General features: G+C 51.1%; 12 protein-coding genes. 9 read left to right on the top strand and 3 right to left on the bottom strand.

What is annotated here, in order from left to right:
- Window positions 1–5 precede the first annotated feature (5 nt).
- The 4 genes from efeU to PCO85_20245 are packed head-to-tail and all read left to right on the top strand — an operon-like array spanning window position 6 to window position 4124.
- Window positions 6–1637, top strand: coding sequence for an iron uptake transporter permease EfeU (efeU, locus tag PCO85_20260; GenBank protein WJV53460.1), 1632 nt, complete (start codon window positions 6–8; stop codon window positions 1635–1637).
- A 4-nt stretch (window positions 1638–1641) separates the two neighbouring features.
- Window positions 1642–2868 carry an iron uptake system protein EfeO gene (efeO, locus tag PCO85_20255; GenBank protein ID WJV53459.1) on the top strand — a complete coding sequence of 409 codons (1227 nt, stop codon included), beginning with the start codon at window positions 1642–1644 and terminating at the stop codon, window positions 2866–2868.
- A 3-nt stretch (window positions 2869–2871) separates the two neighbouring features.
- The gene (locus PCO85_20250; protein ID WJV53458.1) at window positions 2872–3519 is read left to right on the top strand and encodes a Dyp-type peroxidase; all 648 of its coding nucleotides are present in this window, start codon (window positions 2872–2874) and stop codon (window positions 3517–3519) included.
- Entirely contained in the window at window positions 3459–4124 is a 666-nt protein-coding gene (locus PCO85_20245) for a Dyp-type peroxidase (GenBank protein WJV56155.1), read from the top strand. Before PCO85_20250 ends, PCO85_20245 begins: the two co-directional genes overlap by 61 nt.
- A 134-nt stretch (window positions 4125–4258) precedes the next feature.
- On the opposite strand, the gene PCO85_20240 is transcribed toward PCO85_20245, so the two are convergent.
- Complete coding sequence (locus PCO85_20240; GenBank protein WJV53457.1) at window positions 4259–4744, bottom strand: Lrp/AsnC family transcriptional regulator; 486 nt, start codon at window positions 4742–4744, stop codon at window positions 4259–4261.
- Window positions 4745–4962: 218 nt separating this feature from the next.
- On the opposite strand from PCO85_20240, the gene PCO85_20235 reads away from it, so the two are divergent.
- Window positions 4963–5589: a LysE family translocator gene (locus PCO85_20235; protein WJV56154.1), complete on the top strand. Its 627-nt coding sequence runs from the start codon at window positions 4963–4965 to the stop codon at window positions 5587–5589.
- Between the two features lie 12 nt (window positions 5590–5601).
- Here the strand turns inward: PCO85_20235 and PCO85_20230 are convergent, their stop codons facing one another.
- On the bottom strand, window positions 5602–5877 hold the full coding sequence (locus PCO85_20230; protein WJV53456.1) for a PfkB family carbohydrate kinase: 276 nt from the start codon (window positions 5875–5877) through the stop codon (window positions 5602–5604).
- Between the two features lie 79 nt (window positions 5878–5956).
- Here PCO85_20230 and PCO85_20225 point away from each other — a divergent pair, with 79 nt between their 5' ends.
- On the top strand, window positions 5957–6442 hold the full coding sequence (locus tag PCO85_20225) for a UTRA domain-containing protein (protein WJV53455.1): 486 nt from the start codon (window positions 5957–5959) through the stop codon (window positions 6440–6442).
- 138 nt (window positions 6443–6580) lie between these two features.
- Here PCO85_20225 and nifJ read toward each other — a convergent pair whose 3' ends face one another.
- On the bottom strand, window positions 6581–10090 hold the full coding sequence (nifJ, locus tag PCO85_20220; GenBank protein ID WJV53454.1) for a pyruvate:ferredoxin (flavodoxin) oxidoreductase: 3510 nt from the start codon (window positions 10088–10090) through the stop codon (window positions 6581–6583).
- A gap of 572 nt (window positions 10091–10662) precedes the next feature.
- Between nifJ and nifH the strand changes: the two genes are divergently transcribed.
- The 3 genes from nifH (at window position 10663) to nifK (ending at window position 14690) form a co-directional block, all read left to right on the top strand.
- Entirely contained in the window at window positions 10663–11544 is an 882-nt protein-coding gene (nifH, locus tag PCO85_20215; protein WJV53453.1) for a nitrogenase iron protein, read from the top strand.
- 73 nt (window positions 11545–11617) lie between these two features.
- Complete coding sequence (nifD, locus tag PCO85_20210) at window positions 11618–13066, top strand: nitrogenase molybdenum-iron protein alpha chain (protein WJV53452.1); 1449 nt, start codon at window positions 11618–11620, stop codon at window positions 13064–13066.
- A gap of 55 nt (window positions 13067–13121) precedes the next feature.
- A complete protein-coding gene (gene nifK, locus PCO85_20205) occupies window positions 13122–14690 on the top strand; it encodes a nitrogenase molybdenum-iron protein subunit beta (protein WJV53451.1) in 1569 nt (522 codons plus the stop codon).
- The last annotated feature ends 150 nt before the right edge of the window (window positions 14691–14840 follow it).

The raw sequence follows: 14840 nt of genomic DNA, 5'->3' as shown, positions 1-14840 counted from the left end.
GTTCATTGTTAGCTACATTCGTTATCGGGCTGCGTGAGGGGTTGGAAGCGGCGCTTATCGTTGGCATTATTGCGGCTTTTTTACGTAAAAATGGCAAAAGTCTCACTGCCATGTGGGCGGGGGTTTTTCTGGCTGTTCTCCTTTCTGTGATTGTCGGTGTCGTGCTTGAAATGACTGAACACGCGTTACCTCAGGCAAGCCAGGAAGGGATGGAGGCGATTATCGGTGCTGTCGCCATCTTCTTTGTCACCGGCATGATTATGTGGATGAATACGCATGCCCATAATATGAAGAAAGCGCTGGAAAACGAAGCCGCACAGGCCATCAGCCAATCCAGTGCCTGGGCGCTGGCCAGTATGGCGTTTCTGGCCGTTCTCAAAGAGGGCTTCGAGACGAGCGTTTTTTTGCTGGCTACTTTCTCAGTGGCGCAATCTGCCGCGTGGGCTGCCGTCGGCGCTGTTATCGGTCTGATCATGGCAGTCATTATTGGCTGCGGTATCTATTTCGGCGGTGTTCGTATCAATCTGTCTCGATTTTTCCGTTTTACCGGCCTTTTCCTGATCCTGGTCGCAGGGGGGTTGATTATTACCTCTCTGCGCAGTGCTCATGAAGCCGGTTGGCTTAATATCGGCCAGGAGCGGATTGCCAATCTCACCTGGTTGGTGCCACCGGGTTCGATACAGTCTGCATTGATCTCCGGTGTGCTTGGTATTCCGGCAGACCCATGTCTGATAGAAGTGTTAGGGTGGTTTCTCTACATTGTTATCGTCGTCCTGTTTATCTACTGGCCCTCAGACCACCGTCCTTCGACAAAAGTAGCCGTACGTTGGCTGTTGAGTAGTGCTCTGGTACTGGCTTTGTCTGCCCTGTCATTGTTTCTGTATTACCCCAAGCCCACGTTGCACATACCGAATACTGTACCCCTGGTCAGTAACGAGGCACAAAACCCAGCCGGTCAACTGACACTTCTGAAAAAAGCGGACAATGGTTATCAGCTAGACGTGATATCAACCGGCAGCAAACCCAGGATATTGGATTTACCCACTGATGCGCAGGTGAAGGAAAACCAAGATGGGTTTGTGGTCGAAACGTGGTCGATCAGAAGGTCATTGACACCCGAGGATGCGCCTAAGGTACTGACTCTGGATCAAGTCGTTGAGCTCTATGGTAACCGTATTCCTATTGGCCTGAATCCCTCACAGCATCCTGGCCCCTATCAGGCCGCATGGACAGTTCACTGCTCTATTGATGTCTCTATTGCGCAAGGGGTGTTACTGAACGCCAGCGGGCATTCCGATGATGTTGTCACACTCTCGGGAAGCGGTCTTCAATCACCAAGAACTGTCACCGCCCGTAATGATAAGCCCATGTCTGCATGTAACTGGCAGGTAGCCCGCGCCTATCGACAACACGTTGAGACGGCGTTGCAACGGATGCAGACACTTCAGGATTCTTCCCGTTTCTGGGCCGTAATACTGCCCCTCTTTTTAACTGTACTCGCGCTTATTTTTGTCTTTTGTGCATTACGGATGTCATGGACACGCCATAAGCAACGACAGCCGATATTTGCCAAAAACAGTCTGTTATTTAGCCCCGCAAAACCGACGACATTACCTGAAAATAACCAAAGGAAATAAACTCATGTCTAAAAAAATAGTTAAGCGAAAAGAACCGCTGATGACCGTTGCTGGCCTGACTACACTGTTAATGTTTTCGATGGGGGCTTCGGCAAATAATGCCATGCCTGCCCCGGTAAAAAACGGTGTCTCACACGTGAATATCACTATGACGGGGGCAGACGGCGGCACCTGTGTGATTGACCACAATTCAGTGAAAGCAGGTCCGGTCACGTTCAATGTTATCAATAAGACCGCAACCGCGATTACCGAAGTCGAGTTACAGAGCAATAATCGTATACTGGGTGAGAAAGAAAACCTTGCCCCTGGTCTGCCGGCCGTGAAATTTACGCTGACCCTTGATGGTGGCAAATATCAAATCTATTGCCCGGGTGCCAAACAGGAAATGATCGACTTTACCGTTACCGGTAAAAGCGCAATTCGGCCTGCTGGCAGTACCGCGACGCTTCTGGCGCAAGGTACGAAAAACTACGCTATCTATGTAAGTGGTGTGGTTGATGCCATGGTTGTTGCTGTTAATCGCCTGGCCGCAGATATTAATGCCGGCGATTTAAGTAAAGCGAAAGCTGATTATGCTAAAGCGCGCCCTTTCTATGAACGTATTGAATCCAATGTAGATGGCTTTGTGCTGCCTGGCTTCAAAGCCACCGATAATGCCGGTAATCTTGACTATCTCATTGATATGCGAGCGTCTAACCTTGACCCTAAAGTAGGCTGGCACGGATTTCATGCGATTGAACGTGACTTGTTTGGTCGTGGTGAAATTACCCCGGATACCAAAAAATTGTCCAGTGAACTACAACAGAATGTCGCCAAGCTGGACACGCTGGTTAAAAGGCTAACCTACAAACCAGAAGATCTGGCTAATGGTGCAGCGGACCTGTTGGAAGAAGTTCAGAACACCAAAATTAACGGAGAAGAAGAAGCATTCAGTCACATTGACCTGGTTGATTTCGCTGGCAATGTGGAAGGTGCCGAACAAGCCTTTTCTGACCTGAAGCCTGGCCTTGAAAAGATTGACCCGGATTTGACCAAGCAGATTTCTGCGCAATTCACAGTCGTGCATAACCAGTTGGAAACGTATCGCGATCCTAAGGTTGCCGGTGGCTATAAATATTACACCGCCGAGCTGAAAGCTGCCGATGCCGCGAAACTGAGCCGCACTATTCAGGCGTTACAAGAGCCGTTGTCAAAAATTGGCGAGAAAGTAGCGGCTAATAAAGGAGCTTGATCAATGAGTCATAAACACTATTCGGACAAGACCGGCACGTTTTCACGCCGTGATCTACTGAAAGGTGCAGTTGCCAGCGCCCTGGTCATTCCGGTAGCCAGTTCTGCGCACAGCCAGACGGTTGCGGCGAGCGATTCCGATGACATGATTGATTTGTCACACCAGCATGCTTTTTATGGCGTAGGTGGTCAGCCGGGGATAAGTACGCCACCTCAGCGTTATATCATGTTCATGACTTTTGATTTGACGACCTCAAGTCGGCGGGATTTGCAGGTATTACTGGCACGTTGGTCATCGGCTATTGCGCAGTTGATGAAGGGGGGAACTATCGGACAAGTAGAACCCCTCAGAGAGAGTGGCGTAGGAATGGATACGGGTGAAGCACTGGATTTGGGCCCCGCCTCGTTGACCGTGACGGTCGGTCTCGGTTCACGCGTGTTTACGGATACTTTCGGTCTTGCCCAACAGAAACCCGCCCTGATGCGTGAATTGATTCCATTGCCTAGTGATAACCTGCAAGCGGAATTGAGTGGGGGGGAGACCTTTCACTGCAAGCCTGCGCCGATGACCCGCAAGTTGCTTATCACGCCATTCGCGATCTGGCGCGTATTGCTAAAAGCACTGGTGCGGCAGCGACGCGCTGGACACTGATGGGATTTGGTCGTGCTTCGGCGGGAAAAGGGCAGTCGACGCCGCGTAATCTTTTTGGTTTTAAGGACGGCACCCGTAATATCACCGAGAAAGCCGATTTCGATAAATACGTCTGGATCAAAGACGGTGGTCCAGCGTGGCAGCAGCAGGGCTGTTATCAGGTGGTGCGTAAAATCAAAATGCACATTGAGAACTGGGATACTGATCGCGTAAGCGATCAGAACAACATTTTTGGACGACACAAAGTGTCTGGCGCACCGCTCAGCGGGGAAAAAGAGTTTGATACCCCTGACTTTGATAAGACCGATTCCGAAGGAAACTTGATTATTCCCGCCAAATCTCACATTAGTCTGGCCGCGCATGAGAATAATCAAGGCACAAAAATTCTGCGTCGTTCCTATAACTATACTGACGGACTGAATAATATGGCCCAGCTGGATGCTGGCCTGTTATTTATCAGTTATCAGAAAGACCCTGCACAATTTGAAAAACTTCAAACTAAATTAGGGGCATCTGACGCGATGAATGAATATATTTCGCATATTGGTTCGGGGATTTTTTTTTGTTCCTCCCGCGCCAAAGGAAGGTTCTTATATTGGTGCTGAAATGTTTGCTATTTAAGTCGGTTCGCTTTGTCTCTTTCTGCCTGGCGAGTTTGCAATTAGACCGATTCTATTGGTAATGAGATGAGAATATTGGCAGTTTGCCTGATATTCCCATCTCAGCACGCTGGCCGATTTTAGCGCAGTGACGGCTTTTTAATTGGAAATGAGACAAACGGTTTGATCTCTTTGAGTACAAACATGCTTTGCATCTCTTTGATGCCGGGTAAACGCCTAATCACCGACATGGCGAACTCGGCATAGGAATCCAGATCCGGCGAGACGACCTGCAATAAAAAGTCGGCATCGCCGCCAATACTGTAGCAAGACACCACGTTTTCCAAATCAGTCACTTCTTGTTCAAACTTGCGCGCTTCCGCTTGGCTGTGACTATCAATACTGACCCGGACAAAAACCATCACCCCGAGGCCAATTTTGCGCCTGTCCAGCACTGCCCGATAACCCTGAATAATGTGGTCTTCTTCCAGCTTACGCACTTTGCGCCAGCAAGGTGAAGATGACATTCCTATTTTGTCGGCCAATGTCTGGTTGGTAATGCGGGCATCTTTTTGCAGTAAGGTCAGAATCTTAATATCTGTCAGGTTTAATGTTGATTCGGTCATATTATTTCTTAAATGGCGACTGAATAGGTAAATATTACCTTTATTAGCGGAAGGTTCAAGAGTTAAAGGCAACCCTTTTCTTTTTTCAGCAGGCATAATATCGGCATTCAATGATGTTATTTACGCAATGGTAATAATTGTTATATAAATCAATGTATTGACATTAAAATGGAGCCTGTTTCCACAAGAATGGCAGCAATAAAAGAGAAGGATAAATGATGTTGGAACCTGCACAAATTCTGGCTTATATCTCGGCATTGGGGTTGGCTGCGGCCATTCCGGGACCAGGGATGACCGCGTTGGTTGCCCGTAGTGTGAGCGGTGGGGCGGTAGCCGGTTTTTCCATGCTGTTTGGTTTAATCATTGGTGACCTGACTTACCTCTCTTTTGCGGTATTCGGTCTGGCGGTGGTGGCACACAGTTACAGCGCGTTGTTTACGTTAATCCGTTGGGGCGCGGCGGCTTATCTCGCCTGGCTAGCCTGGCAATTCTGGGCGCATAACCCAAAAACCATCAATATCGATCAGAAAATCCGTCGCGGGGAGCTGACTTCAGCCTGGCTGTCGGGGTTGACCATTACGTTGGGCAATCCGAAGACCATCGCTTTTTATCTCGCGTTATTGCCGCTGGTTATCTCGCTGGATACGGTTTCGCTACGAAGTTGGGGATTGGTGCTGGTGCCGTTGACTATTAGCGTGTTGCTGGCGGTCGGTGCGATGTTTATCCTTGGCGCGCTCAAAATCAGACATTTTCTGGCCAGCACTCATGCTCAACGGCTGTTATTCAGGACGGCAGCGTTTATTATGGCCGCCGCTGCGTTGGGGATGATGCTGAAAACCCACTAGTCGGACCGGTGACTAATACGCTTCCCCTTCACCAAATGCGCCTTCGACCAGGCAGATTTTTGCGGCAAATTCGGCACCAGCAGAAAGCGCTTGCGTCGGGTCACGGTGAGCGTGTAGCGACAATAGAAACGCGGTAATAAAGGCGTCACCAGCGCCCAGCGTATCGACAGGAGTAACCCGTAGCGGGGATTGATGCAGCCACCGTGTGCCATCGTATAACATCGCGCCTTCAGCGCCTCGGGTGGCGACCGCGTATCGACTGCCGGCGAGGTTTGCCGCCTGTAACAACGATGTGTCTCCTCCAGTGAATATTGCGGGCAGGAGAAAAAGGCAAAGTCGAGATAAGGGCCCAATTCCGGTATCGGAATTGGGGATCAGTAAAATCATTGAGCTTAATGGCGCCGCTCCCAGTAGCCAGCTCATCTATTTCCGTTATTCTCAGGCCAGCGCCCGTATCGCGCAAAGATTGCACATTCAGGAAAACGACCCGTTACTGATGATAAAACGCCTGCGGCTGGCTGACGGGCAACCTTTCTGTATTGAAACCAGTTATTTACCGCAAGAGCGAGTACCCGGCCTCACTGAGGCGATGCTGGAAGCCACCGGCTCGTTGTACAAGATTTTGGCGGATCAATACCAGATTTATGGCGTGATTGATGAAGGCACTATCCAGGCCGACACCATGAATGAGGAGGAGCAGTTATTATTATGCGCTAAACCTGAATGCCCGGCGCTGGTTTATCGCGGCGTGATTTATGATGGTGCCCGGCAGCCAGTGGAGTATCTGGTCTCGGTTAACCATCCGCAACGGGTGGCGTTTAAAATCAGTGGCAGCCTGGCGGGGGAACCATAATCCCGCTGTCGTGCCATGGACCGAATCCAGGTATGACATGGTTTATCTTCGGTGTGAATCTGTGAGTGAATGAGTCAGTTTCCTTCGCGCAGGAAGTGACGTCCCTGTCATGCTTCCCTTATTTCACATCACGGTAACTTAACCGTCCGCCAGCCGCTGATAGCGAGCCAGTCGTTCTTTGGCATCCTGCTCGGTTTTGTTAAATAACTGGTCGGCGATGTCAGGATATTGCCGTTTTAGCGAGGAGTAGCGCACTTCCCCTTGCAGGAATTCCTGAAAGTCCTCTTCTGGTTCTTCCGAGTCCAGCATAAAGGGATTTTTGCCCGCGGACTGACGCAGCGGATTAAAGCGGTACAAATTCCAGTAGCCAGCGTCAACCGCGCGTTTGGTTTCTCTCTGGCTGCATCCCATACCCGCCCGCAAGCCGTGATTGATACAGGCCGCGTAAGCAATGATCAACGATGGGCCGGGATAGGCTTCGGCTTCAGCAATGGCTCGCAGTGTTTGGTCTTTGTCTGCGCCCATCGCAATTTGCGCCACGTAAACATAGTCGTAGCTCATGGCCATCATGCCCAGATCTTTTTTACGGGTTCTTTTCCCCTCCGCCGCGAATTTTGCCATGGCGGCGGCGGGCGTGGATTTGGACGATTGACCGCCGGTATTGGAATAGACTTCGGTATCAAACACCAGCACATTGATATCTTCACCGGAAGCCAGCACATGGTCCAGTCCGCCGTAGCCGATGTCATAAGCCCAACCGTCGCCGCCAAAAATCCATTGTGAGCGTTTGGTCAGGTAATCGCGGTTCTGATAGATTTTATTGAGCAGCGGATCGTCGCTTTTCTCTTTTTCCAGCAGTGTGGACAGCTGTTCAGTACGCTCCTGCGTGCCTTCACTATGGTCTTTCAGTTCCAACCACAGATGAAGGGACTGTCTGAGCGCTTCGCTGAGTGGCAGGCTTAGGGCGGCGGTGACATCACTGGCAACCTGTTGTCGGATAGCGTTACTGCCGAGCAGCATGCCTAACCCGAATTCCGCGTTATCTTCAAACAGCGAGTTTGCCCAGGCTGGGCCTTGTCCCTTGTGGTTGGTGGTATAGGGAATGGACGGGGCGCTCGCTCCCCAGATAGACGAACATCCGGTGGCGTTGGCAATCAGCATTCTGTCGCCGAATAATTGGGTGATCAGGCGGGCATAGGGTGTTTCGCCACATCCGGCACAGGCACCGGAAAACTCCAGCAGGGGTTGTTCAAACTGACTGCCTTTTACCGTCGTCTTTTTGAATGGGTTGGCTTTGGGTGACAATGTGAGCGCGTGTTCCCACAGTGCAATCTGATGCTGTTGCGACGCCAGCGGTTGCATAGTCAACGCTTTACCTTTCGACGGGCAGATATCCACACAGTTGCCACAGCCAGAGCAATCCAGTGGTGAAATAGCGAGATGATAATGCAGGGTTTTAGCGCCAGTCGCTGGTTTCGTGGTGAGTCCGACGGGGGCCGTTTGCCACTCCTCCTCACTCAATAATGCCGGGCGGATAGCAGCATGCGGGCAGATAAACGCACATTGGTTACACTGGGTACAACCATCGGACTGCCATTGCGGCACATTGATGGCAATGCCTCGTTTCTCAAATGCGGATGTCCCGACCGGGAAGGTGCCGTCTTCCATATTGCTAAAAGCACTGACCGGCAGCAGATCGCCCTCCTGACGATTCATTGGTTCCAGAATCTGTTGAATAAAATCAGGTACGGCGCGTTTTGCCACGGTTTCTTCGCCCAGGGTTTTCCAGTGATCGGGAACATTGAACTGTACGGGTGCCAGCATTCCCTGGTCGATGGCGGCGTTATTCATTTCCACCACTTTCTGACCTTTATTGCCGTAGGATTTGGCCACTGCGCCTTTCAGGTAATCTGCCGCCGTCGCCGCCGGAATAATATCAGCCAGTTTAAAGAAGGCAGCTTGCATGATCATATTAAAGCGGCCTCCCAACCCCAGCTGTCGGGCAATCTGTACCGCATTGACCAGGTAAAATCGAATGGCGTTATTGGCGAGGTAACGTTTCATGGCCACCGGCAATTTTTCTTCCAGCTCCGCCGGTTCCAGCGTGCAGTTCAGCAAAAAGGTGCCACCCGGTTTTAATCCCGCCAACAGATCATATTTGTTGACGTAGGATTGCTGCGAACAGGAAATAAAATCTGCTTTCTGAATCAGATAGGGTGAGGTGATCGGCTGCTGACCGAAACGCAGATGTGAAACGGTAATGCCGCCTGATTTCTTGGAATCATAGGAGAAATAGGCTTGCGCATACATGGTGGTTTGATCGCCGATGATTTTTATCGCGCTTTTATTGGCCCCGACCGTACCATCGGATCCCAGTCCCCAAAATTTACAGGCGGTGGTACCCGGCAGCGCGGTATCAATATCCTCGGCAGGATAAGGCAGGGACGTATAGGTAACGTCGTCTATGATACCGACAGTGAAACCATCTTTGGGCTCGACCTGTTTGAGGTTGTCGAAAACCGAAACGATCTGTGATGGGAAAATATCTTTCCCGCCCAGTGCGTAGCGTCCACCAACGATTAATGGCCGTTGCTCACGGTTATAGAACGCGTTCTTCACATCCAGATACAACGGCTCGGCCAGGGCGCCGGGTTCTTTGGTGCGATCCAGCACGGCGATGCGGGTGACGGTAGCGGGAATGTATTTAAAAAAATGCACCAGGGAAAAGGGGCGGTAGAGATGGACTGTCAGCAAGCCGACTTTTTCACCGCGCTGATTGAGGTAATCGACGGTTTCCTGAATGGTTTCACACACCGATCCCATCGCGACAATTAAACGGTCGGCATCGGGTGCGCCGTAATAATTGAACAGATGATACTCTCTGCCGGTCAGCCGGGTGATGTCGGCCATATAGTGTTCTACCACTTCTGGTAGGGCGTCGTAAAACCGGTTGCTAGATTCCCGCTCCTGAAAATAGATATCCGGATTTTGTGCCGTTCCTCTGACCACCGGATGATCCGGATGTAGAGCGTTTCTTCTGAACTGATCAACCGCCTGCCAATCAAGCAATTTCCCCAGCTCGTCATACTCTAATAGCTCAATCTTCTGGATTTCATGGGACGTTCTGAAACCATCGAAGAAATTGATAAACGGGATGCGTCCTTTGATGGCGGCTAGATGTGCTACCGCTGCCAGATCCATCACCTGCTGTACGCTACTTTCCGCCAGCATGGCGCAGCCGGTTTGTCGCACCGCCATCACGTCCTGCTGGTCGCCAAAAATATTCAGCGAGTTGGTAGCCAGCGCGCGGGCGCTGACGTGAAATACCGCCGGCAGTAATTCCCCGGCGATTTTGTAGATGTTGGGGATCATCAACAACAACCCTTGTGACGCGGTATAGGTAGTGGTGAGCGCGCCGGCTTGTAAAGCACCGTGTACCGCCCCAGCAGCACCGGCTTCCGACTGCATTTCCACCATTTTTACCGGTTGGCCGAACAGATTTTGTTTTCCTTGCGCGGCCCATTCATCCACATTTTCAGCCATTGGGGTGGAAGGGGTGATGGGATAGATGGCGGCGACTTCGGTAAAGGCATAGGACACATAGGCTGCCGCGGCGTTGCCATCCATCGTTTTCATTTTTCTTGCCATTAACAGTTCCTCTTTACGGTGTACTGAACCCGCTATTGGTGTCGTCACCTTACGGATACACAGTCCTGAGTTCTGATTAAGCACACCCTGTGCCATTTATAAGACGAGAAAATAATGTCTTGTTTTCTATCTGATTATTCTGACTATCTCGGCAGGGATAGCCGTATGGCTGTGGTCGCGATTGGATGATTCAAGACACTGGGCGCGACATCCTGTCGGGCAGTTAACAATCGTGTCGGGGTTTAACATGACCATTATTCCGATGCTCTTGCCGTTATTTTCTTGTTCTCTTTATCACTTTCGTGTCCTTGCCGTCATTCCCGTGTCAGCGGGAATTCATGCCGGGGGGATTCCCCCATGTTTGTCAGCTAGAGAAGGTGGCGTGTTGTCTCGCGGATTGTTCCCTTTCCAACAATTGGTCTGTTGATTGTCTTGTGTCCGTCTTGTTCCTGGTGATGGTTTTTTAATTAATTTCTTATAAATCAACAAACTATTATTTTTGGCCCGCCTGGTACGTTCCCTGCACTTCTTTAGGGTGCAACAAGCATTCAACCCGAATAGGAGAAACAATTATGGCAATGCGTCAATGTGCCATTTATGGCAAGGGTGGTATCGGTAAATCCACCACTACTCAGAATCTGGTCGCCGCTCTGGCGGAAATGGAGAAGAAAGTCATGATTGTCGGCTGTGACCCCAAAGCTGACTCCACCCGATTGATCCTCCACGCCAAGGCTCAGAACACCATTATGGAAATGGCGGCGGAAGTCGGTTCGGTAGAAGATCTGGAACTGGAAGATGTACTACAGATCGGCTACGGCGGTGTCCGTTGTGCTGAATCTGGTGGTCCGGAGCCTGGTGTCGGTTGCGCTGGTCGTGGCGTTATCACCGCGATCAACTTTCTGGAAGAAGAAGGCGCCTACGGCGGGGAACTCGATTTTGTGTTCTACGACGTACTGGGCGACGTGGTCTGTGGTGGGTTCGCCATGCCGATTCGTGAAAACAAGGCGCAGGAAATCTATATCGTCTGCTCTGGTGAAATGATGGCGATGTACGCCGCCAATAACATTTCCAAAGGTATCGTGAAATATGCCAAATCCGGCAAGGTACGGTTGGGTGGGCTGATCTGTAATTCTCGTCAGACTGATCGGGAAGATGAACTGATCATCGCGTTGGCGGAAAAACTGGGTACGCAGATGATCCATTTTGTGCCCCGCGACAACATCGTACAGCGTGCTGAAATTCGCCGGATGACGGTTATCGAGTATGACCCGACCTGTAGCCAGGCCAATGAATACCGCACGCTGGCGAACAAAATTGTCAATAACACCAACATAGTGGTGCCGACGCCAGTAACGATGGATGAGCTGGAAGCGCTGTTAATGGAGTTCGGCATTATGGAAGAAGAAGATACCGAGATCATTGGCAAAACTGCCGCGGAAGAAAAAGCCGCCTGATGAAGCACGACGACGTACCGGCACATCGGCGTGTGTGCTGGTGTGTGCTTTTCTGACGAGGAAGGAATGTGTAATGACAAACGCAACGAGTGAACAAAATCAGGCGATTATTCAGGAAGTGTTGGAAATCTTCCCTGAAAAGGCGCGTAAAGATCGTAAAAAACACACGATGGTCACTGAACCGGGTATGGAAAGCGTGGGGAACTGTATCGTTTCCAATCGCAAATCCCAACCGGGGGTGATGACAGTTCGTGGTTGCGCTTATGCCGGTTCCAAAGGCGTGGTGTTCGGCCCGATCAAAGACATCGCGCATATTTCCCACGGGCCGGTTGGCTGTGGTCAATATTCACGTGCCGGACGGCGTAATTACTACACCGGCACCAGTGGGGTTGACACGTTCGGAACCATTAATTTTACCTCTGATTTTCAGGAGCGCGACATCGTGTTTGGTGGCGACAAGAAGCTCGCCAAACTGATTGAGGAACTGGAACGGTTGTTCCCGCTGACCAAAGGCATTTCTATTCAGTCGGAATGTCCGGTGGGCCTGATTGGTGATGACATTGAAGCGGTCGCCAAGGCCAGTCGACAGACGCTGGGAAAGCCGGTTATCCCGGTGCGTTGTGAAGGCTTTCGCGGGGTATCGCAGTCGCTGGGGCACCATATTGCCAATGATGCGATTCGAGATTGGGTATTGGATAACCGTGAAGGTAAACCCTTTGAATCCACACCGTATGACGTGGCCATTATTGGTGACTACAACATTGGCGGTGACGCCTGGGCATCGCGCATTTTGATCGAGGAAATGGGGTTGCGGGTGGTCGCACAGTGGGCGGGTGACGGTACGTTGGTGGAAATGGAAAACACGCCGAAGGTGAAGATGAACCTGGTGCACTGCTACCGCTCGATGAATTACATCTCCCGTCATATGGAAGAGAAGCACGGTATTCCGTGGATGGAATACAACTTCTTCGGGCCGACTAAAATCGCCGAATCGTTGCGTAAGATCGCCGCGCATTTCGATGACACCATTCGTCAGAATGCTGAAGCGGTGATTGCCCGCCATCAGGCTCGGGCAGATGCGATCATTCAGAAATACCGTCCGCGGCTGGAAGGTCGCAAGGTGTTGTTGTATCTCGGCGGTCTGCGTCCCAGACATGTCATTGGCGCCTATGAAGATCTCGGCATGGAAATTATCGGCACCGGCTATGAGTTCGGCCATAGCGATGATTACGACCGTACCCTGCCGGAACTGAAGGAAGGCACGTTGCTGTTTGATGACGCCAGCAGTTATGAGCTGGAAGCGTTTGTCAAAGCATTGAAGCCTGACCTGGTTGGCTCCGGTATCAAAGAGAAATATATCTTTCAGAAAATGGGGGTGCCGTTCCGCCAGATGCACTCCTGGGATTACTCCGGTCCGTATCACGGCTATGACGGTTTTGCCGTTTTCGCTCGTGATATGGATATGACGCTCAACAATCCGAGTTGGAGTGAGCTGACTGCGCCGTGGCTGAAATCTGCCTGATTAACATCCTGATATCCCGTTAGTTCACCGATTAGTGGCGCGGGAGGAGAAGAACATGAGTCAAACCGTTGAGAATCCCCAACTCTGCTATCCGTTATTTGAGCAGGAAGAGTACCAGGCGCTGTTTCGTAATAAACGCCATCTGGAAGAGGGCCATGATGAGCAGCGTGTCCGCGAGGTATTTGAGTGGACCACCACTGAAGAGTACAAAGAACTGAATTTCAAGCGTGAGGCGCTAACCATCGACCCGGCCAAGGCATGTCAGCCGTTAGGTGCGGTGCTGTGTTCGCTGGGGTTTGCCAATACGTTACCGTATGTGCATGGCTCGCAAGGCTGTGTGGCGTACTTCCGTACTTACTTTAACCGGCATTTTAAAGAACCGGTGGCCTGCGTTTCCGATTCCATGACCGAAGATGCGGCAGTATTTGGTGGCAACAAGAACATGAATACCGGGCTGGAAAACGCCAGCGCGTTATACAAACCGGAAGTGATCGCCGTTTCCACCACCTGTATGGCGGAGGTCATTGGTGATGATTTACAGGCGTTTATCGCCAATGCGAAAAAGGATGGTTTTGTTGATGCCGACATGCCGATTCCCTATGCACACACACCGAGTTTCATTGGTAGTCACGTTACCGGTTGGGACAACATGTTTGAAGGTTTTGCCCGTACCTTCACTGGTGGTGAGGAAAAACAATATCAGCCGGGCAGTCAGCAGCGGCTGAATGTGGTCACCGGGTTTGAAACCTATCTCGGCAATTATCGGGTGATTAAACGCATGATGGCGCAGATGGATGTGCCGTGCAGTCTGTTGTCAGACCCGTCCGACGTACTGGATACCCCGGCGGATGGACACTATCGCATGTATGCCGGCGGCACAACGCAACAGGAGATGCGCGAGGCGCCCAATGCTATCGATACCCTGTTGTTACAACCGTGGCAACTGGCCAAAACCAAGAAAGTGGTGCAGGAAAACTGGCAGCAGCCGGCGACTGAGGTAGCGGTGCCGATCGGTCTGGCGGCGACGGATAAGCTGTTGATGACGATCAGTGAACTGACCGGCAAGCCGATTGCAGACGAACTGACGCTGGAACGCGGACGGCTGGTGGACATGATGCTGGATTCCCACACCTGGCTACATGGCAAGCGCTTCGGATTGTATGGCGATCCAGATTTTGTCATGGGACTGACGCGGTTTTTGCTGGAATTAGGTTGTGAACCAACCGTTATCCTGTGCCATAACGGCAACAAACGCTGGCAGAAGGCGATGAAGAAAATGCTGGCGGACTCCCCTTACGGCCAGGACAGTGAAGTGTATGTCGGCTGCGATCTATGGCATTTCCGATCGCTGATGTTTACCAATAAACCGGATTTCATGATCGGTAATTCCTACGGTAAGTTTATCCAGCGCGATACGTTGGCGAAGGGCGAGCAGTTTGAAGTGCCGTTGATCCGTCTCGGTTTCCCGCTGTTTGATCGTCACCATCTGCACCGTCAGACTACCTGGGGCTATGAAGGTGCAATGTCGATCCTGACGACATTGGTGAACGCGGTACTGGAGAAGCTGGATCGGGAAACCATGAAATTGGGTAAAACTGATTACAACTTTGACCTTATCCGTTGATAACCCCTCCCGGCTCCCTTGGAAAGGAGAAGGCGAAGCGCCTTCATAGGGAGCTGGAGGTTTTCTTTCTTCCCCTTGTGAAGGGGAGGGTTAGGGAGGAGTCCGGCACTAATGCTCTTTAATTATCTGAAATCCAAGACTCGGCGGCGT

It is taken from the genome of Prodigiosinella aquatilis, assembly GCA_030388725.1.
GTDB lineage: Bacteria > Pseudomonadota > Gammaproteobacteria > Enterobacterales > Enterobacteriaceae > Prodigiosinella > Prodigiosinella aquatilis.
This window is presented reverse-complemented; position numbering and strand designations above follow the sequence as displayed.

Bases quoted from the DNA above. Each gene is read 5' to 3' on its own strand.
- efeO (WJV53459.1), top strand. From the start codon at position 1,642: ATGTCTAAAAAAATAGTTAAGCGAAAAGAACCGCTGATGACCGTTGCT.
- PCO85_20250 (WJV53458.1), top strand. From the start codon at position 2,872: ATGAGTCATAAACACTATTCGGACAAGACCGGCACGTTTTCACGCCGT.
- PCO85_20240 (WJV53457.1), bottom strand. From the start codon at position 4,744: ATGACCGAATCAACATTAAACCTGACAGATATTAAGATTCTGACCTTA.
- PCO85_20235 (WJV56154.1), top strand. From the start codon at position 4,963: ATGTTGGAACCTGCACAAATTCTGGCTTATATCTCGGCATTGGGGTTG.
- nifJ (WJV53454.1), bottom strand. From the start codon at position 10,090: ATGGCAAGAAAAATGAAAACGATGGATGGCAACGCCGCGGCAGCCTAT.
- nifH (WJV53453.1), top strand. From the start codon at position 10,663: ATGGCAATGCGTCAATGTGCCATTTATGGCAAGGGTGGTATCGGTAAA.
- nifD (WJV53452.1), top strand. From the start codon at position 11,618: ATGACAAACGCAACGAGTGAACAAAATCAGGCGATTATTCAGGAAGTG.
- nifK (WJV53451.1), top strand. From the start codon at position 13,122: ATGAGTCAAACCGTTGAGAATCCCCAACTCTGCTATCCGTTATTTGAG.